Raw genomic sequence first — 22,349 nt, forward strand, 5'->3', positions numbered from 1 at the left:
TTTTCCATGAGGAGATTCAAAAACCATGCACCTGAAATCTGTCAAGGTCCTGATCGTCTTGTTTGTTGCGGCGATACAGGTATTTTCTTTTTTCATTTCCGTTCCGCCCGCCCGGGCCGGCACGGGCCTTCAACCGGCGTTGCAGGCGGCCATGCCGCCGGTGACCGGCAACCGTCCGGCGGACATTCAACCGGCGGCTGAACGCGGCCGGGTGGTCATGGTTATTATCGACCGGCTCAGCATAGGCGATCTCGCCGCCGCGTCCATGCCCCATTACAAGGCGCTGTTGCAACGGGGAGCGCTGGGCTTGATGAACGGCAACACCGCCGGCGGCCAGACGCCGGAAAACACCTGCGCCACCATTGGCGCCGGCGCCCATATTGCTGCTCCGGGCGCGGCCGCCCTGGGGTTTGACGCCGGCGAAACAATGCCGGACGGCCGGACGGCCGCCAAAGCATACCGGGGCTATACGGGCCGTCCGGCTCCGGCCGGTTCCCTGGTTGAGCTGGGCATCGGCCGGATGCTGCATTTCAATCAGAAACTGCCTTACCCCAATCAGCCCGGAGCAACCGGTGCGGCTCTACATGCAGCCGGTCTGAAGACGGCCGCCCTGGGTAATGCGGACACCCCGGCCGGACTGCAGCGCCAGGTGGTGCTGACAGCAATGGATGATAAGGGACTGGTTGACTACGGCGATGTAAGCGCTGATCTGCTTGTCCGGGATCCCGCCTTTCCCGGCGGCATGCGTACGGATTACGACAAGTTGCTGTCCCGCTTCGCGGCACTGCCCCCGGACACGGCTTTAACCGTTATTGAAACAGGTGATTTATCCCGCCTGGAGGATATGCGCCAGGATATCACGGATGCCGTGCTCTCAGCCCGGCGGCAGCAGTCCCTGCAGCGGGTGGACAATTTTTTGGGCCGCCTGTCCGGTCAGCTGGATTTTCACCGCGACCTGCTGCTGGTCTTGGCGCCAACGCCGGGCGGCAATACAATCACCGGAGTCAACTATTTGACCCCGGTGCTGGCCGTGGGGGCGGGGGTGGAACCCGGGCTGCTCACTTCCTCCACCACCAAACGACCGGGGATCATCATGAGTACCGACCTGGCCCCCACAATATTCCGTTTTTTCGGACTGCCGGTAAATATCAACCTGACCGGCCAGCCCCTGCAGGTCTTTCCGTCCGCCCACCGGATACAGGCGCTGCAGGCCATGCAGAATCAACTGGCCATAACCTATACCGCGCGACCGGTGCTGCAGAAGGGGTATATATTTTACCAGTTCATCCTGCTGCTTTTCTCGCTCTACTGCATCTTCTGGCGGCGCGCACACGCCGGCCAGGTGCTGGCGCCCTTTCTGCTGTCGGTTATGGTGGTGCCGCTGGTTTACCTGCTGCTGCCCTTGCTGCCGCAACCCGGTGCTGTTGCCACCGGTCTGGAATTGCTGCTGTTGACTGTAATGATCACGGTGCTGACTGTTTATGCACAGCGGTTCTGGCGCCTGGATCCATTCATCCTGCTCTGCTTTGCCAACGCGTTCTTGATCCTTGGTGACGCCCTGTGCGGTTCACCTTTACAAAAAAACGCCATCCTGGGTTACGATCCAATCGTGGGCGCCCGATTTTACGGCATTGGCAATGAGTATATGGGCATTTTGATCGGTTCGATTTTGATTGGCACCACGGCGCTGCTCACCCGCCTGCCCCACCGGCGCCGGGTGCTGCTGCCCCTTACCGGCCTGTTTTATCTGATCAGCATCTACATCCTGTCCGCTCCTTTTCTGGGCACCAAGGTCGGCGGCGCCATCGTCATGACCGGCGCTTTTCTGACCACCTTTCTACTCCTGCTGGGCGTACGTTTCAACTGGCGTACCGTTTTGCTGATCGCCGGCGGCGTTATCGTAGTACTGGGCGGCTTTATGCTCTATGATTTGCACCGCCCGCTGCAATTGCAGTCGCATATCGGACGCAATACGGCACTGGTATTGCAGGGCGGCTGGCCGGTAATCCTGGATATCATCCGGCGCAAGTCGGAAATGAACATCCGGCTGGTGCGTTACACTATTTGGAGCCGCATCTTGCTGGCCAGCATAGGCAGCCTGGCCATATTATTCTACCGCCCGGTGGGGGTGATGGCCGCCATCCGGAACAAGTATCCGGATTTGTACAAGGGTTTTATCGGTGTCACCCTGGGCAGTATCCTGGCCTTTATTTTCAATGACTCCGGCGTGGTGGCGGCCGCCACGACCATGGTTTTCGGCGCCCCGCCGATGGTTTACCTGGTGCTGCAGGAACAGCGGGCGGCAAACGGGAAAGCACGCTCCTGACGGCGGATGCATTTTTTCAGTCCAAACCGGGCAAGGCTGTTCATTATTGTCACCCGGGTGCCGCCGGACGGAATATTATGGATGTGGAAAGCATTGACCGCCGGAAGAAATGGCGCCTCCCGCGGAGCCGCCCGGCCGGTGTTGAAGCGGAAAAACGGGCCGCTTTTGCGGGTTGCTTCAAAATAAATGCCGTTTAAAGCAGCAAACCACCTTGAGCACGGGAGGGAAGAACATGAAAATCTGCCGTTTTACGCCGGGAGGGGTGATCCCCCGTTGGGGGGTGGTGGAGGGGGAGACGGTTTACGAAGTTTCCTACAACCACGGGGGTCCTCTGATCGCCCACGACCTGTCCGAAATCAACCTGCTGCCCCCGGTTATGCCGGGCAAGGTGATCTGCGTGGGTTTGAACTACCGGGATCACGCGGAGGAAATGCGGCAGGACCTGCCGGAGGAGCCGGTTCTGTTCCTGAAACCGCCCAGTGCGGTGATTGGTCCCGGCAAGCCGGTAATTTGCCCGCAAACAAGCCGCCGGGTGGATTACGAAGCCGAACTGGCCGTGGTTATGAGCAAAACAGCCCGCTGTATTCCGGCTGCCGACGCCTGCCGGTACATTCTGGGTTACACCTGCGCCAACGATATCACCGCGCGCGATTTGCAGGCCAAAGACGGCCAGTGGACACGCGCCAAGTCCTTCGACACCTTTTTGCCCCTCGGGCCTTATCTGGTCAGCGGACTGGATCCGGATAATCTGGACATTTCTCTTTATTTGAACGGGGAACGGAAACAACATTCGAATACGTCCCGGCTCATTTTCACCGTTCCCCGACTGATCAACTTTATATCCAGCGTAATGACCCTGGAACCGGGGGACGTTATTCTCACCGGTACTCCCGCCGGGGTGGGGCGGCTCAATCGCGGGGACACCGTGGAGGTGGTCATCGAGGGGGTGGGCCGCCTGATCAATCCGGTAAAATAGCGCCACGACGGGAACAATTAAAATTTTATTTGACAACCGGCTAACTTATGCTAAAATGTAATTTGATTGGAATTGGCCAATCCTGACAAATGTCGCGTTTGTGGGGTTGATTGATTCCAATACTTCTTTGTTATAAGGGGGAAGATAGCTAAGATGAAACATCTGGGCCGCCATGTTCTGGCTGAAATTTATGGTTGCGGGTTTGACATTCTCAATGACATCCGGAAGGTAGAAGAAATCATGGTCAACGCTGCATTGGAAGCGGGGGCCGAGGTAAGAGAATGTGTCTTCCATAAATTCAGCCCACAGGGGGTCAGCGGCGTCGTGGTTATCTCCGAGTCCCACCTGGCCATTCATACCTGGCCGGAACTGGGTTATGCAGCGGTGGATGTTTTTACCTGCGGTGAACGAGTGGATCCATGGGATGCCTGCAACTACCTGACCAGCCATTTCTGTGCACAGCACATGACCGCCAGGGAAACCAAACGGGGCATAATACCCTTTGCCGGCCAGGTAGCCGTAAATCAATAGGGGGGATTTTTATTAGTACCCGCTTGAATAAAGGTTAGTGAGCCTTGCGATTCGAACGAATGGCAGGGCTCACTGCTTTTTAGCGGCAAATTTCAATGCCGGGAAGGAAAAATCAGCGCGGCCGCGAATAAACAATAAGTTAGGGCAAAAGGAGGTCAGTCATGCTAAGCAGGATTTTATCCCCGATTCAAAACGAGTTGTTCCAGGTAGAGGGCATCCTGGAAAAATCCTTTCAGATTAAAACCGGCCATTTAAGTTCATTTGCCCATCTGCAGGCCGGAACGGTCAATGCAGTGATCAGACCGGCGCTGGTACTGCTTTCCGCCGGCATGTACGGCCCGCTCACCTCCCCGGTGATTGCCCTGGCGGCGGTGGTGCAGTTCATTTACCTGGCTGCCATGATACACGGCCGGATCAACGAGGAAGATCCCCGGCACGCAACGGCGGACCGGCGGGACGGTTACCAGTTTCCCGTCCTGGTGGGGGACTATCTTTACGGCCGCTTTTTCACCTCCCTTTGTGACGCCGGCATCGTCCGCTATCTTGAACCGCTTTCCGAAACCATCTGCCGGATGAACGAAGGCAGTATTTTACGGCTCAAAAACAGCGTTTCCGGCAAAAATAATCCCGGCCTGTGGTTGAAAATAATCCGGCTTGAAACGGCCTCCCTGACTGCCGCAGCCTGCTCCCTGGGCTGCCGCCTGACCGGGGCGCCACCAGAAGAAGCGGAAATCTGGAACCGTTTCGGACGGCATTTCGGGACGGCGCTCGCCCTGCTGGAGGACCAGGCGCCGGGCCTGAACGGCGGGGATTATCTCGCCCTGGCGGCGGAAGAATTGTCCCTGTTACCGCCGGGGGAAACGCAGAACATATGCAAGCTTTTACTGAACTATTTTCAGGATGAGGCGGCTGCTTTGTCGCGCCAGGTGGTTTGATCCGGAAAGGGGCAAACAGATGGTCCAAATTCCCGCACGCTACCGGAATAAAGAAGAATACGTACACGATATATTCTCCACCATCGCCCGCCGTTACGATCTGTTGAATACCACCTTGAGCTTCAACCAGGACAAGTACTGGCGCCGTTTCGCCGTTACCTGCACCGGCTTGCAGCCGGGCGGGCGCGGTCTGGACGTCTGCTGCGGCACGGCCATGCTCACCATTGAACAGGCCAGGGCGGCCGGCCCGGCCGGACGGATCACCGGACTGGATTTCTGCGCCAATATGCTGGCGAAAGCGCGGGAAAATATCGCCCGGACTCCTTACCAGGGAAATATCGAGCTGGTGCAGGGCAATGCCATGGCGCTGCCCTTTGCCGACAATAGTTTTGACTGTGCCACCATCGGTTTCGCCCTGCGCAACGTGCCGGACATCCGACGGGTAATCCGCGAAATGGCCCGGGTAGTGCGTCCGGGCGGTAAAGTGGTTTCCCTGGAATTATCCAAACCGGGCGCACCGTTTTTCAAGCAGGCTTATTACCTTTACTTCAACCATTTGGTGCCCGTTTTGGGCCGCCTGGGCATCGGCATGAACGGTCCGTACAGTTATCTGCCCAATTCGCTGAAGGATTTTCCCCACCAAAGTAAGATCCGGGATCTTTTCACCGAACAGGGTCTGACCGGCGCCTGTTATCATGAATTGACCGGCGGCATTGTTTCGGTGCATGTGGGCACCGTGGTTTGACAGCGAGGTGTTGATCATGGCATATCAAGATTTACGCGCCTTCATCACGGCGCTGGAACAGCGGGGCTGGCTGAAGCGGATTACCACCGGAGTGGATGCCCGGTTGGAAATTGCCGAAATCACCGACCGGGTATGCAAGGCCGGCGGGCCGGCGCTGCTTTTTGAAAATGTGCGTGGATACAATATACCGGTGCTTACCAACGCCTTCGGCTCTCCCGAACGCATGCAGCTGGCACTGGAAACGGCGGATTTGGACCATATCGGTGAAGAATTAATCAATATTTTACAACCGCCGGAATTGCCGGTCACTTTGTTTGAAAAGCTGAAAACACTGCCCAAGCTGGCCCGGTTGTCCTCATTTATTCCCCGGAACGTAAAAAGCGGGCCATGCCAGGAGGTGGTGGTCAAGGACAATCCTTCCCTGGACGTTTTCCCCGTGCTAACGTGCTGGCCGGGGGACGGCGGACCGTTTATCACCCTGCCCCTGGTGTTCACCCGGGATCCGCAAACCGGACGGCGCAACGTGGGCATGTACCGGATGCAGGTGTACGACAGCCGGACCACGGGCATGCACTGGCACATCCACAAGGATGCCGCGGCGCATTACCGCCGGGTGCGCGAACCCCTGCCGGTGGCCGTGGCCATCGGCGCCGATCCGGCGGTGATCTACGCCGCCACCGCCCCGCTGCCCGCCGGCATCGACGAAATGTTGTTCGCCGGTTTTTTGCGCAAGGAGCCGGTGGAACTGGTGCGCTGCGTGACAGTGGATCTGGAAGTGCCGGCCCGGGCGGAAATTGTGCTCGAAGGATATGTAGATCCGGAGGAGACGCGGCTGGAAGGTCCCTTCGGGGATCATACCGGCTATTATTCGCTGGCCGATCAGTATCCGGTTTTCCACCTGACCTGCGTCACACACCGGAAAGATCCCGTTTACCCGGCCACCATCGTCGGCCGGCCACCGATGGAGGACGCCTACCTGGGCAAAGCCACCGAACGCATCTTTTTACCGCTGATGCGCCTGCAACTGCCGGAAATTGTAGACATGAACATGCCTTTTGAAGGAGTCTTCCACAACTGCGTCATCGTGTCGATCAAAAAAAGCTATCCCGGCCAGGCCAAAAAGGTCATGTGCGCCCTGTGGGGAATGGGGCTGATGATGCTGGCCAAACTGATCATTGTGGTCGATGCGGAAGTTGACGTGCAGAATGTGTCTGAAGTGATGTGGCGGGTTTTCAATAACATCGATGCACGCCGGGATGCATTGATCGTGGACGGCCCCCTGGACGCCCTCGATCATTCCTCTCCGCTGCCCCACTACGGCGGCAAACTGGGTCTGGACGCCACCCGCAAATGGCCGGAGGAGGGGCATAACCGGGAATGGCCGGCCGACATAAAAATGAGCACGGACATCAAGGAGCTTGTTGACAGGAAGTGGCAGAGCTATGGTTTTTAAGAAGTTTAAAGTCTTTCTGGAAATGATCAAATTTGAACACACCCTGTTCGCCCTGCCCTTTGCTTATGTCGGCGCATTGCTGGTACAGAAAGACATTCCCCCCGTTCATACCCTGCTCTGGATCACCCTGGCCATGGTGGGCGCCCGCACGGCGGCAATGTCATTAAACCGTATCATCGACCGGCATATTGATGCCAGAAACCCGCGCACGGCCGGCCGGGCGCTGCCCCGCGGACTGTTGTCCGTGGGCGAGGTCTGGGTTTACGTGTTTCTTTCCTTTGCCCTGCTGCTGGTTTCCGCCGCCCAACTCAGCCCCCTGGCCTTCAAACTGTCCCCGGTGGCGGTGTTTGTGCTTTCATTTTATTCATTCATCAAACGTTTTTCCTGGACCTGCCACTTTTTTCTCGGGCTGGCGCTGGGCCTGGCCCCTTTGGGCGCCTGGATCGCCATCGCCGGCCGGTTTGCCCTTGCCCCCGTCCTGCTCGCCCTGGGGGTGCTTTTCTGGGTGGCCGGCTTTGACATTATTTACGCCTGTGACGACTATCACTTTGATGTGGGAGAAGGCATCTATTCCATCCCGGCCTGTTTCGGCCTGCCGCGCGCGCTCACCATTTCCGCGCTGCTGCACATAATCGCTCCGGCGCTGTTCATTGCCGCCGGCATAATCCTGCACCTGGGCGTTTTTTACCTGGCCGGGGTGATTATCGCCGTGGTCTTGCTTTTCAAGCAGCACCGCCTGGTGTCGCCCGGGGATCTTTCCCGGGCCGGGGTGGCCTTTTTCAACCTGAACGGCACATTAAGCGTGCTGATGCTGGTTTTCACCCTGCTGGACATTGTTTTCCCCCTGCATGTCTTTTAACAGACTGAGCAAAGAGAGAGGTAATTTAAAATGGACAAGCTTTTTGCCGGCAGTGAACTGGCGGACATTGCCGCCCGGGTGGAAGCGGGCGAAAGACTGAGTTTCGAGGACGGACTGCGCCTGTATCAATCAACGGACCTGCTGACCGTCGGCCACCTGGCCGATCTGGTGCGCCGGCGCAAGAACGGAGACCGGGTTTACTTTATTGTCAACCGCCACATCAACCACACCAATATCTGTATAAACCGCTGCAAGTTATGCGCTTTCGGCCGGGAGAAAGATGATCCGGGCGCCTACCGGCTTTCTCTGGACGAGGTGGAGGCCAAGGCGCGGCAGTGCCGGGGCAATACCATTTCGGAAATCCACATTGTGGGCGGACTCAACCCCGAATTGAAACTGGACTATTACCTGGAAATGCTGCAGCGGGTGCGTAAGGCGGCTCCGGGAGTGATCATCCAGTCCTTTACGGCGGTGGAAGTGGATTACCTGGCCCGCATTCACGATCTGCCGGTTCAGGAAGTGCTGCGGCGCCTGCAGGAAGCGGGCCTGGATTCTTTACCCGGCGGCGGAGCGGAAATCTTCGCCCGGCGGGTACGGGACCGTATTTGCGAGCAAAAAATCAGCGGCGAACGCTGGCTGGAAGTGCACGAGGCCGCCCACCGCATCGGCATGCGCACCAATGCCACCATGCTTTACGGGCATATTGAGACCATAGAGGAACGGCTGGAACACCTGATCCAGTTGCGCGAACTGCAAGATCGCACCGGCGGTTTCCTCACTTTCATCACTTTCCCGTTCCTGCCCAAGAACACGGGGATGGAGGACTGGCCGCTTTCCCGCACCACCGGTTACGACGATTTGAAGACGCTGGCCATTTCCCGGCTGATGCTGGATAATTTCGATCATATCAAGGCCTTCTGGATTATGCTCACCCCCAAGATTGCCCAAATTTCCCTCTCCTTCGGCGTGGACGATCTGGACGGCACGGTGGTGGAGGAGCAGATCATGCACGACGCCGGGGCTGAAACGGACCAGTACATGCCGGTGGCGCAAATGGTCCGTCTGATCAAGGATGCCGGACGGATTCCCGTCCAGCGGGACACACTGTATAACGTGGTCAGGGAGGGATTCTGATGACCAGGTTGCGCCTGGGCCAGGTGGAATATTTAAACTGTCTGCCGGTCTACCATGCGCTGGAAGAGGGGTTGCTGCCCCTGGACGCCGAACTGATCAAAGGCCCGCCGACCCGCTTGAACCGCATGTTTCTGGAAGGCGGGCTGGACATCACGCCGATCTCGTCCATTGAGTACGCCCGGCACACTGGACAGTGCCTGATTCTGCCCGGGCTGTCCATCGCCGCCGACGGCCGGGTGGCCAGCATACTTTTTTTCAGCCGCCGGCCGGTAACCGAACTGGAAGGCAAAAAGGTGCTGGTCACCACCTCGTCGGCTACTTCCGTGGTTTTATTGCGGGTGCTGATGGAACACTATTTTCACGTGGATGTGGAATTCTGCCCCTGCGCCCCCGACCTGAACGGCATGATGTCCCGGGGCGACGGCGCATTATTGATCGGCGACGATGCCATGCTGGCCCACCGGCAGGTGATCGAGCAGGAGCTGCCGTTGATTGTCACCGATCTGGGCCAGGCCTGGAAGGACTTTACCGGGGAAAAGATGGTTTACGCCCTGTGGGTGATCCGGCGGGAATTCGCCGCCGCCCATCCCGGGGAAACCGCCGCCATCGCCGCCTTGTTTCAGCGTTCCCGGGAAATGGGCATGGCCGACGTACCCGCGCTGATTAAAAAGGCCTTCCGGCGCACCGGCCTGCCCCGGCCGGTACTGGATGACTATTTCACCATCATCCGCCATGATTTTGATCAAGATTACCGCCATGCCCTGCTTACCTATTATGATTACGCCTATAAAAGCGGGCTGCTGGAAGAAAGAGTGAAGCTGCAGGTCTGGGGAGAGGAGTAGCGGAAGCAACGGAGCCGGCTGCATCCCGTCTCTCAATACCCCGCTCCGGTGAAACTCCGGCGGGGAGTTACTGGGCATGTTGTATCCTAAAAATCACGGTTTCCGGAGTGAAAAAATTGGAACATACCAAAGCCATACTCGAAAAATCAGTGGCCGGGGAAAGGCTGTCCCTGGAGGAAGGGGTAAAACTGCTTGCCGGCGCCGACTTGCTGCACCTGGGACGGGCCGCCGGATTAATTTGCCGGCGTTTGCATCCGGAAGGCCGGGTTACTTTCATCATTGACCGGAATATCAATTACACCAACGTTTGTCAGTGCGGCTGCCGTTTCTGCGCCTTTTACCGCCGTCCCGGCGACCCGGACGCCTATGTGCTGGAACAGGAGGAACTTTTCCGCAAAATTGAGGAAACGGTGGCCGCCGGCGGCACCGAACTGCTCATCCAGGGCGGCCTGCACCCCGGCCTGGGGCTGGACTACTGCCTGGACATGCTCCGCTCCATCAAGGAGCGTTTTAATTTGCACATTCATTCCTTTTCACCGCCGGAGATCGTGCATTTCACCCGCCTTTCCGGCCTGACGGTGCGTGCGGTGCTGACCCGTCTACGCGACGCCGGGCTGGATTCGCTGCCCGGCGGCGGGGCGGAGATTCTGGTCAACCGGGTGCGCCGCCTGATCAGTCCGCACAAGATCACCTGGCAGGAGTGGATGGAAGTAATGCGCCAGGCGCACCAACTGGGCATGAAAACCACCGCCACCATGATGTTCGGCCACCTGGAAACGCAGGCGGAACGGGTGCTGCACATGGTCCGGGTGCGGGAACTGCAGGACGAAACGGGCGGATTCACCGCCTTCATCCCCTGGAGCTTTCAGCCGAAAAACACCGCCCTGGGCGGCCGGACCGCCGGCGCGCTGGACTACCTGCGCACACTGGCGGTGTCCCGGCTGATGCTGGACAACGTGCCCAATATCCAGGCTTCCTGGGTCACCCAGGGGGCGAAGGTGGCCCAGATCACCCTTTCCTTCGGCGCCAACGATTTCGGCAGCACCATGCTGGAGGAAAACGTGGTCCGGGCGGCCGGTGTGACCTACCGGGTCCCCCTGGCGGAAATCATCCGCTGCATCAAAAACGCCGGCTTCATACCGGCGCAGCGCACCACCGGTTATGAAATCATCCGGGAATTTACCGGCGGGGACGCCGCTTGAACAAGTGCAGCCGCATACCGTCACCGTGCCTGATGCAACGTCACCGGCATGCTTTCCGGAAGCATGCCTTTTTTCTGCCGGCGGAAAATTGAAGAATCGTAGCGGACGGGAAAAAACAACATATACATAGCAGGAGCAGGGCAGGCGCACGTCGAAAATAAATGAATGCTCATTCATGATAACGGGAGGCTCAAATATGACCAACATATCATTTACGGCCGATCTGGAACCGCTCTTCAATCCCCGTTCGATTGCCATCATCGGCGCCTCGTCGGACGCCGCCAAGCCCGGCGGTCAGCCTTTGATGTCGCTGCTCAAGAACAAGTATCAGGGACTGGTATTTCCAGTCAACCCCAAGTACGGGCAGCTGTTCGGGGTAAAATGCTACCCGGATCTGGCCGCTGTGCCCGGCGACGTGGACATGGCCATCATCGCCGTGCCGGCGGCGCATGTACTGGATGCATTGAAACAGTGTACGGACAAGGGCGTCCGGGTGGCCGTCATTTTCACTTCCGGTTTTGCCGAAGTGGGCGGCCGGGGGGCTGAAATGCAGGCCGCCATGACCGGCCTGGCCCGGCAAAGCGGCATGCGTATCTGCGGCCCCAATTGCATGGGCGTTTTCAGCGCCCGTAATGCGCTTTTCGCCAACTTTTTCATCACCGACCTGCCCGAAAACGTCCTGCTGCCCGATTTTTTGGGTTTCATCAGCCAAAGCGGCGGTTTGGGCTCATCCATTTTCGAGATGATCAAGGATCAGGGTATCGGTTTCACTTACTTTGTAAGCACAGGCAACGAGGCCGATCTGGATTTCGCCGACTACATGGCTTACATGGCCGCGGACGAGCGTACCAAAGTGATCGGCGGTTATATGGAAGGAGTGAGAGACGGCGCCAGGCTGGCCCGGGCGGCCGGACTGGCGCGTGAAAAGGGCAAGCCGGTGCTTCTGCTCAAAACCGGCCGTCATGCCGCCGCGGCCAAAGCGGCCGCTTCCCATACCGGCGCACTGGCCGGTTCGGACCGGGTGTTCGACGCCTTCTTCCGGCAGCACAATATTATCCGGGCGGACAGTGTGGAGCACATGATGGCCGTATTGACCATTCTGGCTGGCGGCAAGCTGCCGCCGGGCAATCGTCTGTGCATTCTGGCCGGCTCCGGCGGCACCGGCGTGCTGATGGCCGATATTTGCGCCTCGCACGGTTTGGAGATGGTGCCCCTGGCCGGCGAAACCAGTACTGCGCTGAGCCGGCTGCTGCCTTCTTTTGCTTCCGCCGCCAATCCGGTGGATCTGACCTCCCAGGTGATCACCCATCCGGCGCTCCTGCTGGAAAGCGGCCGGCTGGTCCTGGCCGATTCCAATGTGGATATGCTGCTGATCTGCTACTGGTCCGAGCAAAAATACGATCCGCTGCTGGATCAACTGGTGGCAATCGCCCGCAGTACTGAAAAAACGGTGCTTGTGCTGGTATTGGGGGCGGAAGAGGATGCCCGCCGGGCGGCCCACTACCTGTACCGTCACCGGGTGCCGGCCGTGCTGAACAGTGAACTGGCCGCCCGGGCGCTGGCCGCTGTGGCCCGTTACACCGCCCGTCAGCACCGGCCGGCGCCGGCAACACCGCCTGTGTTGCCGGCGGGAGCGCAGGAAGAAGTAAAGAAACTCCTGGCCGGTTGCAAACCGGGAGCCGCCCTGGACGAGCACCGCTCCAAACTGGTGCTGCGGGCGTACGGCATCCCGGTGACAGCGGAAGAAGCCGCCGCCACCCCGGAACAGGCCGTGGCGGCAGCGGCGCGTCTGGGCTATCCGGTGGCGCTGAAAATTCTCTCACCGGATATAACCCACAAAACCGAGGCCGGCGGGGTTAGGCTGAACTTGAAAGAGCCCGGCCAGGTAAGAAGGGCTTTCGAGGAAATAGTCGGCGCCGCCGGCCGTTATAAACCGGATGCCCGGATCGATGGTGTGCTGGTGCAGGAAATGCTGCCGGAGGGGGTGGAGATGATCGCCGGCACCGGCCGGGACGCTGTTTTCGGCCCGACGGTGCTTTTCGGCCTGGGCGGCATTTTTGTGGAGGCATTGCAGGATATTGCCCTGCGGGTGGCACCTCTTTCCCCCGCCGATGCCCGGGAAATGCTGGATGAGATCCAGGGCCGGCGGGTGCTGGACGGATTGCGGGGGAAACCGCCGGTGGACAAGGGGGCGGTTGCGGACGTATTGCTGCGCCTTTCCCGGCTGGCTCTGGATTTTCCCCAAATTGCCGAACTGGACATCAACCCGCTGCTCTGCCATCCGGGGGGAATAAAGGCCGCCGACGCATTGATCGTGCTCTAAAGTCCGCTGATCAGCAAACAACCCGCCCGGCGTAAAAAATGCCGTCCGTAAGGGCTGTGCAAGGGCGCCTGCACTCCGCCGTGCAATTTCCTTGCTTTCAGCAGGCTTGATCACCTATAATGTTTTTGACAGAACATAAAGGATGGATCAAGATGGAGGAAAAATCAGTCCTGCTCAGGCAACTGCCCTCTGTGGACGAAGTTTTGCATTCCCCCGGGCTGGCCGGCCACCTGGCCGGCCAGCCGCGCAGCCTGGTGGTGGATGCTGTGCGGGGGGTGCTTGAGCGCCGGCGGCAATCAATACTGACCGGGGCGAATACGGCGTTGCCCTCCCGGGAAGACTTGCTGGCGTCGGTGGTGGCCGAAACCGGCAAAACACTTGACCGTCAGTCCAGGCCGAACCTGCGCCGGGTGATCAACGCCACCGGCGTGGTGCTGCATACCAACCTGGGCCGGGCGCTACTCGGACCGGAGGCGCAGCAGGCCATCCAGATGGCCGCCGCCGGCTACACCAACCTGGAACTGGATTTGGACAGCGGCCGGCGCGGTTCCCGTTACGCCCCGCTGGAAGGGCTGCTCACCCGCCTGACCGGGGCGGAAGCGGCTCTGGTGGTGAACAACAATGCGGCGGCGGTACTGCTCGCACTGAGCACACTGGCCCGGGACCGGGAAGTAATCGTCTCCCGCGGCCAGTTGGTGGAAATCGGCGGCTCCTTCCGCATTCCCGAGGTAATGGCCCAGAGCGGAGCTCTATTGAGGGAAGTGGGGGCCACCAACAAAACCCACCCGGAAGACTACCGGCGGGCTGTCAATGAAAAAACGGCCCTGCTGTTGCATGTACATACCAGCAATTACCGCATCATCGGCTTCACCCGGGAAACCAGCGTGGCCGAACTGGCCGCTCTGGGCCGGGAATACCACCTGCCGGTGATGAGCGACCTGGGCAGCGGCTTCCTGGTGGATCTGCGCCCCTACGGCCTGCCCGCAGAACCGACGGTACAGCAGGTGGTGGCGGCCGGCGCGGATGTGGTCACCTTTTCCGGGGACAAGCTTCTGGGCGGTCCTCAGGCGGGAATTATTGCCGGACGGCGGGAGTTACTGGACAAAATGAAGAAAAACCCCCTCACCCGGGCGGTGCGCATCGATAAGCTGACTGTATCCGCCCTGGAGGCCACGCTGCGATGCTATCTGGATCCGGAGGAAGCGACCGGACGCATTCCCACCCTGAAAATGCTCACCCTGAACCGTGACCGGCTGGAGGGGAAAGCCGGCGCCCTGGCGGAGGACCTGCGCCGCCGGGCCGGCGCGCTGGCGGAAATAGCCGTTGAATCCGTCTTTTCCCGGGTCGGGGGGGGAGCCATGCCCGACGCGGACATGCCTTCCCTGGCCGTGTGTGTAAAACCGCGGCCCTTCACGGCCGAACGGCTGGCGGCCGCTTTGCGGGCCGGCGATCCGGCGGTGATCGGCCGGGTACAGGAAGACCGGCTGCTTCTGGACGTACGCACGGTCCAGGACGGCGAGCGGGAAATACTGGCCGGCGCCGTGACGGCCGCCCTGCAGGAAGGGGTGACGTCATGAACCACTTGATCATCGGTACCGCCGGGCACGTGGATCACGGCAAGACCATGCTGGTCAAGGCACTGACCGGGGTGGACACGGATCGCCTGAAAGAGGAAAAGGACCGGGGCATTTCCATCGAGCTTGGTTTTGCCTCCTTGAAGCTGCCCGGCGGCAGGCTGGCCGGGATCGTGGATGTACCCGGCCACGAGCGTTTCATCAAAAATATGCTGGCCGGCGCCGGCGGCATGGATCTGGTCTTGCTGGTCATCGCCGCTGATGAAGGTGTGATGCCGCAAACCAGGGAACATATGGATATCATCCAGCTGCTCCAGATCAACCGGGGCGTGGTGGTGCTGACCAAAGTGGATCTGGTGGATGAGGAATGGCTGGCCATGGTACGCGACGACGTAAAGAGCTTCCTGCAGGGGACCGTTTTGGAAAACGCCCCGCTGGTGGAAGTATCGGCCGCCACCGGGCAGGGAATTGGCGAACTGCTGCGGGTAATTGACGAGCAGGCCGGCCGGGTGATGGAAAGGCCGGCCGCCGGCCGGGTACGCCTGCCGGTGGACCGGGCGTTCTCCGTCACCGGTTTCGGCACGGTGGTCACCGGCACCCTGTGGAGCGGCGAGCTTCACCTGGGGGATACCATGGAACTCATGCCGCGGGGGTTGACCACCCGGGTACGCTCGCTGCAGGTGCACGGCAAAAAAGTGGACACCGCCCGGGCCGGTCAGCGGGTAGCAGCCAACCTGACCGGCCTGGAAGTGGAACAGGTGTCCCGGGGCAGCGTGCTGGCCGCTCCGGGCAGCCTGACCCCCTCCTACCGGCTGGACGTGCGCCTGCTGCTGCTTAAGAGCGCAGCCAAAGCGCTGAAAAACCGGGCGCGCATCCGCCTGTACCTGGGTACGGCGGAAACGCTGGGCCGGGTGATCCTGCTGGACCGGGAGGAAATGGCACCGGGGGAAACGGCCCTGGCCCAGCTGGAATTGGAAGAAGTGGCGGTGGCGCAGCGGGGCGACCGTTTTGTGATCCGCTCCTATTCGCCCATGCGTACCATCGGCGGCGGAGCGGTAATCGACCCCGTCCCGCACAAACATAAACGCCTGCGGGAGGAGGTTTTAAATGGCCTGGCCACCCGGGAACGGGGCACCCCGGCGGAACTGGTGGAACAACAGCTCCCGGACCGCCCGGCCCTGCCGACCGGCGACGAAATAGCCGCTGCGGCCGGACTGACGGCGGAGGAAGCCGGTACGGCCCTGAACCGGTTGATTGAAGAGGGCCGGGCGGTCCGGATTCCGGCCGAGACATCGGATTACTATGCCGCCCGGGACGCTTATGCCCGCTGGGCAAAGGAATTACAGGCCACCCTGTCCGCCTACCACCGCGGGCACCCCCTGCGGGACGGCTACCCGCGGGAAGAACTGCGCTCCCGCCAATTTCCCGGCTTGAACAGCAAACAACTGCAGTTCCTGCTTCAGTGCATGGAAAAAGACGGCCTGGTGCAGCTGAACGCGCAAAGTGTCGCCCGATCCGGTTTCACTCCGCATCTGGAACCGGCGCTGCAGAAAACAAGCGACCAGCTGGAAAAAACCTTCCGGGACGCCGGTTTCCAACCGCCCGCCTGGACCGGGGAGGCCCGCCGGGCCGGGCTTGACGCTGATCAGGCGCGGGAACTGCTGGCCTACCTGTTGCGCCGGGGAATATTGATCAAGGTGGCTGATGATCTTTACTTCCACCGGGCGGACCTGGAACGGGCCAAAGAGCTGCTGCTGGCCCACCTGGCTGCCAAAGGCAATATCACCGTCGGTGAGGCCAGGGATTTGTGGCAGACTACCCGTAAATACGCCCTGCCCCTGCTGGAATACTTTGACCGGGAACGGATTACGCGGCGGGTGGGGGACAACCGGGTGGCCGGCAGGGCGCAGTAAGCCGGCAAAGTGACAGCCGGGCGGTCCGGGAAGCGAACCGCCGCCGGGATATGCCCGGCGGCTTCCTGGTACAGGTTTTTCATGTCATCGGAATGCGTCACGTTGAAGGGCGGGTCTTGCGCTTTCCGCGTGAGGCGGATTTTCCACAGGCGGCCCGGTAAAAAACCGGCCGGGTGGCCGGCGCGGCGCATAGGAAGCATGGGAGCACAAGCTTACTTTTTATTGTGATCCGGCCAGAGGTAAAGTCCGGTCGGTTGATCCAAAACACGTTCAAAGATGCCACCGTGCCCCTGGATATATTCGGTAATCACATATTCGCAGGCAAAAACAATGGTTTTTTCCGCCAGATGGCCGCCCACCAGACGGCCATCCGCACCCATCAGGGCCACGTGGGCGTGCACGAAGGGCCGGCCGTCTTTGAGGGAGACATTGCCCTGCAAGGCGATAATTTCATGAGGGGCGGGAAAATCAAGGTAGGTGTAGGTCATCTCCGCCTGCCGGTAGTAGCCCACCCGGGCGCTGCTCACGGCGCCGATGGCCTGGATGGCCGCGAGTTCAATATTTTCATGCCGGCAAATCTGCTCCAGCGCCGGCAAAAGATCGACCCCTTTTTCCAGGCGCCCAGTGAGTACCCGTCCCCGGTTGACCGTTTGAGAAACCATTATGTAGCTCACTCCTTTTTTGTTTTTAAACGCAAAACAAGGAGGACGCGGGAAACCCGTGTCCTCCAGCGGCGGTGCGGTTACTTCAGTTGCTGCTGCTGAAAAACCTTGTACTGGGGTTCCTGCTGCTCAATGTAGTTGACCCGCCCCTTCAACCCCTGGCTGATGCTTTCCAGCTGGTTGGCATAATTGGAAAACATCTGCTTGGCCGTTTTGTCCTGGGTATCAAGGGCAAAGCTTTTCAGGTTTGCCGACGCGCTTTCCAGAGTGGTCAGTGTCTGATGCATTTTTTCGCCGATGGTCATGGCAAAACCTCCTTTTTGCTATCGCTTTTTGCGACAATTTTATTTTGGACTTTTGGCGGCAGGTTTACACAAGATCTTTATGGCAGATGGCAATACTTTTTCCGGGGTGAACAGAATGTCTGAAAAAGTGAATAAACTTGCCGAAATTATTATGAATGAAATTAAAATAAACGGGCCGTTGACATTTGCCCGCTTTATGGAAATGGCCCTGTATTATCCCGGACTTGGCTATTACACCGCACCCGGCGAAAAAATAGGCACCGCCGGCGATTATTACACCAGTTCCGACGTACACCCCGTTTTCGGCGCCATGCTGGCCCGGCAGTTCACCCAAATGTGGCCGTTTCTGCCCGTACACCCGGCGGACCGCTTGCTGGTGGAATATGGCGCCGGTAAGGGCCTGCTGGCCAGGGACATCCTGACCGCGCTGCGGGAACAAAGCCCGGAAATTTGCCCGTCGCTCACCTACTGGATCATTGAGCGCAGCCCGGTGCTGGCCGCCCGTCAGCGGGAAACATTGTCCGGCACGGATCTTGCCGGTGCCAGGGTGCGCTGGGCCGAAAACCTGTCCGCAACCGGCGGCCGGATAACGGGGTGCATTTTTTCCAACGAGGTGGTGGATGCCTTCCCGGTGCACCGGATACGGCAAACCGCGGCCGGCTTGAAAGAAATTTACGTCACCTGCCGGGACGGACGGCTGCAGGAAATAGAAAGCGATCCGTCCACCCCCCTGCTGGCCGCCTGCCTGCAGGCCCAGGGCACGTCCCTGGAAACCGGCCAAACCGCCGAGATCAACCTGGCCGCGCGGCACTGGCTGGCTGAAATCGCCTCCCGGCTGGCCTGCGGTTTCCTGCTGACCATCGATTATGGACAGGAGGCGCGGGAATTATATCATCCTTCCCGTTTTGACGGCACAATGCGCTGTTATCACCGGCACAAACTGATTGCCAACCCGTATGAGCATGTGGGCGAGCAGGATATTACCGCCAATGTCAACTTTACCCAGCTGCGTCAGTGGGGTGAAGAGATGGGCCTGCGCACAGCCGGGTTCACCACGCAAATGAATTTCCTGCTCAACCTGGGAATCCTGGAAACAGTGAAACCAGCCGTCAGCTATGTTTTTGACCCGGAAATCTTGCGCGCCACCATGGCTATAAAAAAACTGATCATGCCCGAAGGGATGGGCCGGGACTTCAAGATACTGTGCCAGTACAAGGGACTGACACAGTTTCCGGAACTGGCCGGTTTTAACGGAAAATTCGGCCGATCCGGCCGGTGAAGGCATTAAGGAGGGCGGTTATGCCGGATATGCTGTCTTTTCAAGCCGGGGAGGGAAAATACCGGGTACAGCTGACCGTGACACTGACCGGTGACGGCATTATATTGCAGTTACTAGGCGGCGAGAAGCCCCACCTGGGCGCGGTGGTCCTCAGCGTCCCCCGGCCGAGTCTGGCCGTTCATGCGGGGATCAGCTGCAACTCCACGGTGGTCCCCCGGCTGGGCCACAAGGACGATGAAGTAGCCAAACCGGTGGCGGAAATGGTGGCCGTGGCCACCGGACAACCGGTGTCCGTAAGCGCCGGGCTGCATATCGAAAAGGCCACGGAGCGGGAAATCAACCTTTTGCGGGAAAATTGCCGGCGTGTTGCGGCACAGTTGCTTGAATTTTTACGCCGGACGGAATAATGTAAATCCAGAATACAGCACTGCGACCATTGATTTTTATCCGGCGCCGGTTTTTTTTCCGTCCTGCGGCGGACACAATAAAACCAGGAGGTGATCAGCGAGTGGCCAAGGATAAGACAAAACGTCCGGCCAAGGACCAAACCACCCGCACCGCCGATACCAGCCTGGTATCCGGCGCCTGCGACGGCACAGCGGCCGGTGACGCTTGCAGCAGCGACAGCAGCTGCGCCACCTGTCCGGCGAATGATGAATGTTAGGTAACCGGGTGAGCGAAACCGGGACGGGGAAGTTCCCCGTCCCTTTTAAAATCATGTTGACAATCTTTATCATTCCATTGTAAAATACTTCTGGAATGATAATCGTTCTCATAGTTGTGACCAGATGTTGATAATGAATTTCATAATCATTTGGGGGGGATGAGGCTTATGCCCGCCAGTCCGCGTAAATGCATAGACAATCCGCAGAAATCCTGGCCACGCCGGATACTCGGTCTTTTATTCCAGACGGACAGCTGCCGTTGCGGCGAAGGGAACGCCGGACCAGGCAAGGAATGTTCCTGCACCTGCAACAAAAATCATCTGTGCGCCACCCGGGAATGGATGGTGGAACAAAGCAGTGCCGGAGTGCCGGACGGCCTCACCTTGAACACCCTGCCGGCGGGGGGTAAGGCACGTATCGAACAGTTATACCTGCCGCCGGCGCTGAAAAAACGCCTGCTTTCCATGGGCCTGACCGGCGGCACGGAAATCGCGGTGATCAACAAAGAGGGCGGACGCATGATCATCGCCGTGCGGGACAGCCGGTTGGGCTTGAGCCCGGAAATGGCGGCCAGGATTACATGCAAACCGGCGTAAGGAGGTGTTTGTCATGGCGGTGATTGCTTTAACCGGACAGCCTAATGTGGGAAAGTCTTCCGTGTTCAACGCATTGACCAAATTGCGTCAGCACGTGGGCAACTGGCCTGGTAAAACAGTGGAAAAAAAGGAGGGCGTTTTCACACTGCCCGACGGTCGGCAAGTCAGCCTGATTGATCTGCCGGGCACCTACAGCCTTACTTCCCATACTATTGAAGAGATTGTAACCCGTGACTTTGTATTGGAAAACAAACCCGATGCCATTATCAACGTGGTGGACGCCTCCAACCTGGAGCGCAATCTGTACCTGACCACGGAAATTCTGGAACTGGGCCGGCCGGTGGTGGTGGTTCTGAACATGATGGACCTGGCCGGGCAAAAAGGCTACCGGATCGATTTGCAGGCACTGGCCGGGGCGCTGGGACTGCCGGTGGTGCCGGTGGTGGCCACCCGGAAAACGGGTTTGGAAGAACTTTATAAATTAATTGAGCAATCAATCGACGGTAAAAACCAAAACCGGGGGAATTTTCATTTTTCACCGCCGGTGGAAGAGTTAATCCGGAAAATCACCGCCCGGCTGCAGGGCTATTATTTTCACAACTATCCGTACCGCTGGCTGGCCATCAAATTGCTCGAAGATGATCCGCAGGCACGAGAACTGGTTGCCGCTACTGTCAGCGCCGCCGACCTGACTGCATTGCAGGAGGAAGCCGGTCAGTTGCCGGACCGGGCCACCCGCCTGGCCGAAGAGCGCTACCGCTGGATCAACGGCGTGCTGGACAGCGCCGTGCGCCGGGAAAGGCTGGGCGAACTGTCCCCCAGCGACCGGGTGGATCTGGTGCTGACCAGCCGTTGGCTGGGCGTGCCCATTCTGCTGGCTATACTGGCCGGCGCCTTTTCTTTGATTTTCAAACTGTCGCCGCCACTGGAAAACCTTATCGGCAACGGCTTTGCCTGGTTGAGCAGGTTGCTGGAAAGCAGCCTGGGGCCGGTGCTGCCGGGTTGGCCGGTCCACCTGCTCACCGACGGCGTACTGGCCGGGGTGGGTACGGCGATGAGTTTTGTCCCCCTGATCTTTATTACTTTTACTGTCTTCGGCCTGCTGGAAGACGTGGGCTACTTCGCCCGGGCCGCTTTTGTCATGGACCGCCTGCTCGGGCCGCTGGGCCTGCCCGGCAAGTCTTTCATCAGCCTGCTAATGGGTTACGGGTGCAACGTACCGGCGATCATGGCCGCGCGCACCGCCGATAACAGCCGGGACCGCCTGTTGACGATCATGGTCACCCCCTTGACCATCTGTTCGGCCCGGCAGGTGGTGGCGGTAGCCTTGATCGGCGCCTTCTTCCAGCCGCGGGTGGCTCCCTGGGTCATGCTGGGGCTCTACCTGCTCGGTTTTGTGTTAATCAGCCTGGTCAGCATTATATTAAAAACTACGGTGTTGAAAACAGAGAAGAACCCTTTCTTCATCGAGCTGCCTATGTACCGGTGGCCCAACTGGTCCAACATCGTCACCTACGCCTGGCACAAGACCAAGAGCTATTTCCGGCGGGCGGCCACCTACATTGCGGTGGTCAGCGCCCTGCTCTGGATATTGGCCAACTTTCCGGGCGGTTCGATCAATCACAGCATTCTGGGTGTCCTGGGACAGTGGATGCAGCCCCTGGGGCATCCCTTCGGTTTTGACTGGCGTCTGATTGTCGCCCTGATGGCCGGCTTTGCCGCCAAGGAGACAACCCTGGCCACCCTGGGCGTGCTTTACCACGCCAACGAAGCCAACATCGGCGCGGTATTGACGGCCAGCATCCCCTTCGCTTCCGGGCTATCGTTCTTTGTCTTTTCCATGTTTTATATCCCCTGCCTGGTCACCACCCTGACCATCCGCAATGAAAGCGGTTCATGGAAATGGACGCTTTTTTCCGTGGTCTACACCTTGCTGCTGGCGGCACTGCTTTCCCTGGCCGCCTACCACCTGGCGCTTGCCCTGGCTTAAAAATGCGCCGGGAAACAGGCCGCGGGGAAAACCCGGGCC

20 protein-coding genes are annotated in these 22,349 nt (G+C 59.3%); 18 read left to right on the forward strand and 2 right to left on the reverse strand.

Annotated features, from left to right (window positions below):
• Positions 1–25 precede the first annotated feature (25 nt).
• From A6M21_RS05270 to selB, 13 genes are all read left to right on the forward strand, one after another.
• Complete coding sequence (locus A6M21_RS05270) at positions 26–2,326, forward strand: hypothetical protein (RefSeq protein WP_066666830.1); 2,301 nt, start codon at positions 26–28, stop codon at positions 2,324–2,326.
• A gap of 232 nt (positions 2,327–2,558) precedes the next feature.
• Complete coding sequence (locus A6M21_RS05280) at positions 2,559–3,302, forward strand: fumarylacetoacetate hydrolase family protein (protein ID WP_066666832.1); 744 nt, start codon at positions 2,559–2,561, stop codon at positions 3,300–3,302.
• A gap of 153 nt (positions 3,303–3,455) precedes the next feature.
• Positions 3,456–3,833, forward strand: a complete 378-nt coding sequence (gene speD, locus A6M21_RS05285; protein WP_066666833.1) for an adenosylmethionine decarboxylase — start codon at positions 3,456–3,458, stop codon at positions 3,831–3,833.
• Between the two features lie 161 nt (positions 3,834–3,994).
• Positions 3,995–4,768, forward strand: coding sequence for a polyprenyl synthetase family protein (locus tag A6M21_RS05290; RefSeq protein ID WP_066666834.1), 774 nt, complete (start codon positions 3,995–3,997; stop codon positions 4,766–4,768).
• Positions 4,769–4,787: 19 nt separating this feature from the next.
• The gene (locus A6M21_RS05295) at positions 4,788–5,513 is read left to right on the forward strand and encodes a demethylmenaquinone methyltransferase (protein ID WP_066666835.1); all 726 of its coding nucleotides are present in this window, start codon (positions 4,788–4,790) and stop codon (positions 5,511–5,513) included.
• 16 nt (positions 5,514–5,529) lie between these two features.
• The gene (locus A6M21_RS05300; protein WP_066666890.1) at positions 5,530–6,966 is read left to right on the forward strand and encodes a menaquinone biosynthesis decarboxylase; all 1,437 of its coding nucleotides are present in this window, start codon (positions 5,530–5,532) and stop codon (positions 6,964–6,966) included.
• Complete coding sequence (locus A6M21_RS05305; RefSeq protein ID WP_066666836.1) at positions 6,956–7,825, forward strand: UbiA-like polyprenyltransferase; 870 nt, start codon at positions 6,956–6,958, stop codon at positions 7,823–7,825. The genes A6M21_RS05300 and A6M21_RS05305 overlap by 11 nt, the downstream gene beginning before the upstream one ends.
• Before the next feature lie 30 nt (positions 7,826–7,855).
• Positions 7,856–8,959 (forward strand): aminofutalosine synthase MqnE, encoded by a 1,104-nt coding sequence (gene mqnE, locus A6M21_RS05310; protein WP_066666837.1) that lies wholly within the window; start codon positions 7,856–7,858, stop codon positions 8,957–8,959.
• A complete protein-coding gene (locus tag A6M21_RS05315) occupies positions 8,959–9,801 on the forward strand; it encodes a menaquinone biosynthetic enzyme MqnA/MqnD family protein (protein ID WP_066666838.1) in 843 nt (280 codons plus the stop codon). The genes mqnE and A6M21_RS05315 overlap by 1 nt, the downstream gene beginning before the upstream one ends.
• Before the next feature lie 107 nt (positions 9,802–9,908).
• Positions 9,909–11,003: a cyclic dehypoxanthinyl futalosine synthase gene (gene mqnC / locus A6M21_RS05320; protein WP_066666839.1), complete on the forward strand. Its 1,095-nt coding sequence runs from the start codon at positions 9,909–9,911 to the stop codon at positions 11,001–11,003.
• Between the two features lie 196 nt (positions 11,004–11,199).
• Positions 11,200–13,326, forward strand: a complete 2,127-nt coding sequence (locus tag A6M21_RS05325; protein WP_066666840.1) for an acetate--CoA ligase family protein — start codon at positions 11,200–11,202, stop codon at positions 13,324–13,326.
• 152 nt (positions 13,327–13,478) lie between these two features.
• On the forward strand, positions 13,479–14,903 hold the full coding sequence (selA, locus tag A6M21_RS05330) for an L-seryl-tRNA(Sec) selenium transferase (RefSeq protein ID WP_066666891.1): 1,425 nt from the start codon (positions 13,479–13,481) through the stop codon (positions 14,901–14,903).
• Entirely contained in the window at positions 14,900–16,813 is a 1,914-nt protein-coding gene (selB, locus tag A6M21_RS05335; RefSeq protein ID WP_066666841.1) for a selenocysteine-specific translation elongation factor, read from the forward strand. The genes selA and selB overlap by 4 nt, the downstream gene beginning before the upstream one ends.
• Before the next feature lie 212 nt (positions 16,814–17,025).
• Here selB and A6M21_RS05340 read toward each other — a convergent pair whose 3' ends face one another.
• Positions 17,026–17,475, reverse strand: a complete 450-nt coding sequence (locus A6M21_RS05340; RefSeq protein ID WP_066666842.1) for a PPC domain-containing DNA-binding protein — start codon at positions 17,473–17,475, stop codon at positions 17,026–17,028.
• An 80-nt stretch (positions 17,476–17,555) separates the two neighbouring features.
• Positions 17,556–17,780: a DUF1657 domain-containing protein gene (locus tag A6M21_RS05345; protein ID WP_066666843.1), complete on the reverse strand. Its 225-nt coding sequence runs from the start codon at positions 17,778–17,780 to the stop codon at positions 17,556–17,558.
• A 115-nt stretch (positions 17,781–17,895) separates the two neighbouring features.
• Between A6M21_RS05345 and A6M21_RS05350 the strand changes: the two genes are divergently transcribed.
• The 5 genes from A6M21_RS05350 (at position 17,896) to feoB (ending at position 22,310) form a co-directional block, all read left to right on the forward strand.
• Positions 17,896–19,059 carry a class I SAM-dependent methyltransferase gene (locus A6M21_RS05350; protein WP_066666892.1) on the forward strand — a complete coding sequence of 388 codons (1,164 nt, stop codon included), beginning with the start codon at positions 17,896–17,898 and terminating at the stop codon, positions 19,057–19,059.
• Between the two features lie 20 nt (positions 19,060–19,079).
• A complete protein-coding gene (gene lpdD, locus A6M21_RS05355; RefSeq protein WP_066666844.1) occupies positions 19,080–19,466 on the forward strand; it encodes a prenylated flavin chaperone LpdD in 387 nt (128 codons plus the stop codon).
• Between the two features lie 101 nt (positions 19,467–19,567).
• Positions 19,568–19,723: a hypothetical protein gene (locus tag A6M21_RS18645; RefSeq protein WP_161486008.1), complete on the forward strand. Its 156-nt coding sequence runs from the start codon at positions 19,568–19,570 to the stop codon at positions 19,721–19,723.
• A 168-nt stretch (positions 19,724–19,891) separates the two neighbouring features.
• Positions 19,892–20,320: a FeoA family protein gene (locus A6M21_RS05360; RefSeq protein ID WP_066666845.1), complete on the forward strand. Its 429-nt coding sequence runs from the start codon at positions 19,892–19,894 to the stop codon at positions 20,318–20,320.
• Positions 20,321–20,333: 13 nt separating this feature from the next.
• On the forward strand, positions 20,334–22,310 hold the full coding sequence (gene feoB / locus A6M21_RS05365) for a ferrous iron transport protein B (protein ID WP_066666846.1): 1,977 nt from the start codon (positions 20,334–20,336) through the stop codon (positions 22,308–22,310).
• Positions 22,311–22,349 lie beyond the last annotated feature (39 nt).

The organism is Desulfotomaculum copahuensis, from assembly GCF_001655685.1.
Lineage (GTDB): Bacteria > Bacillota > Desulfotomaculia > Desulfotomaculales > Desulfovirgulaceae > Desulfotomaculum_G > Desulfotomaculum_G copahuensis.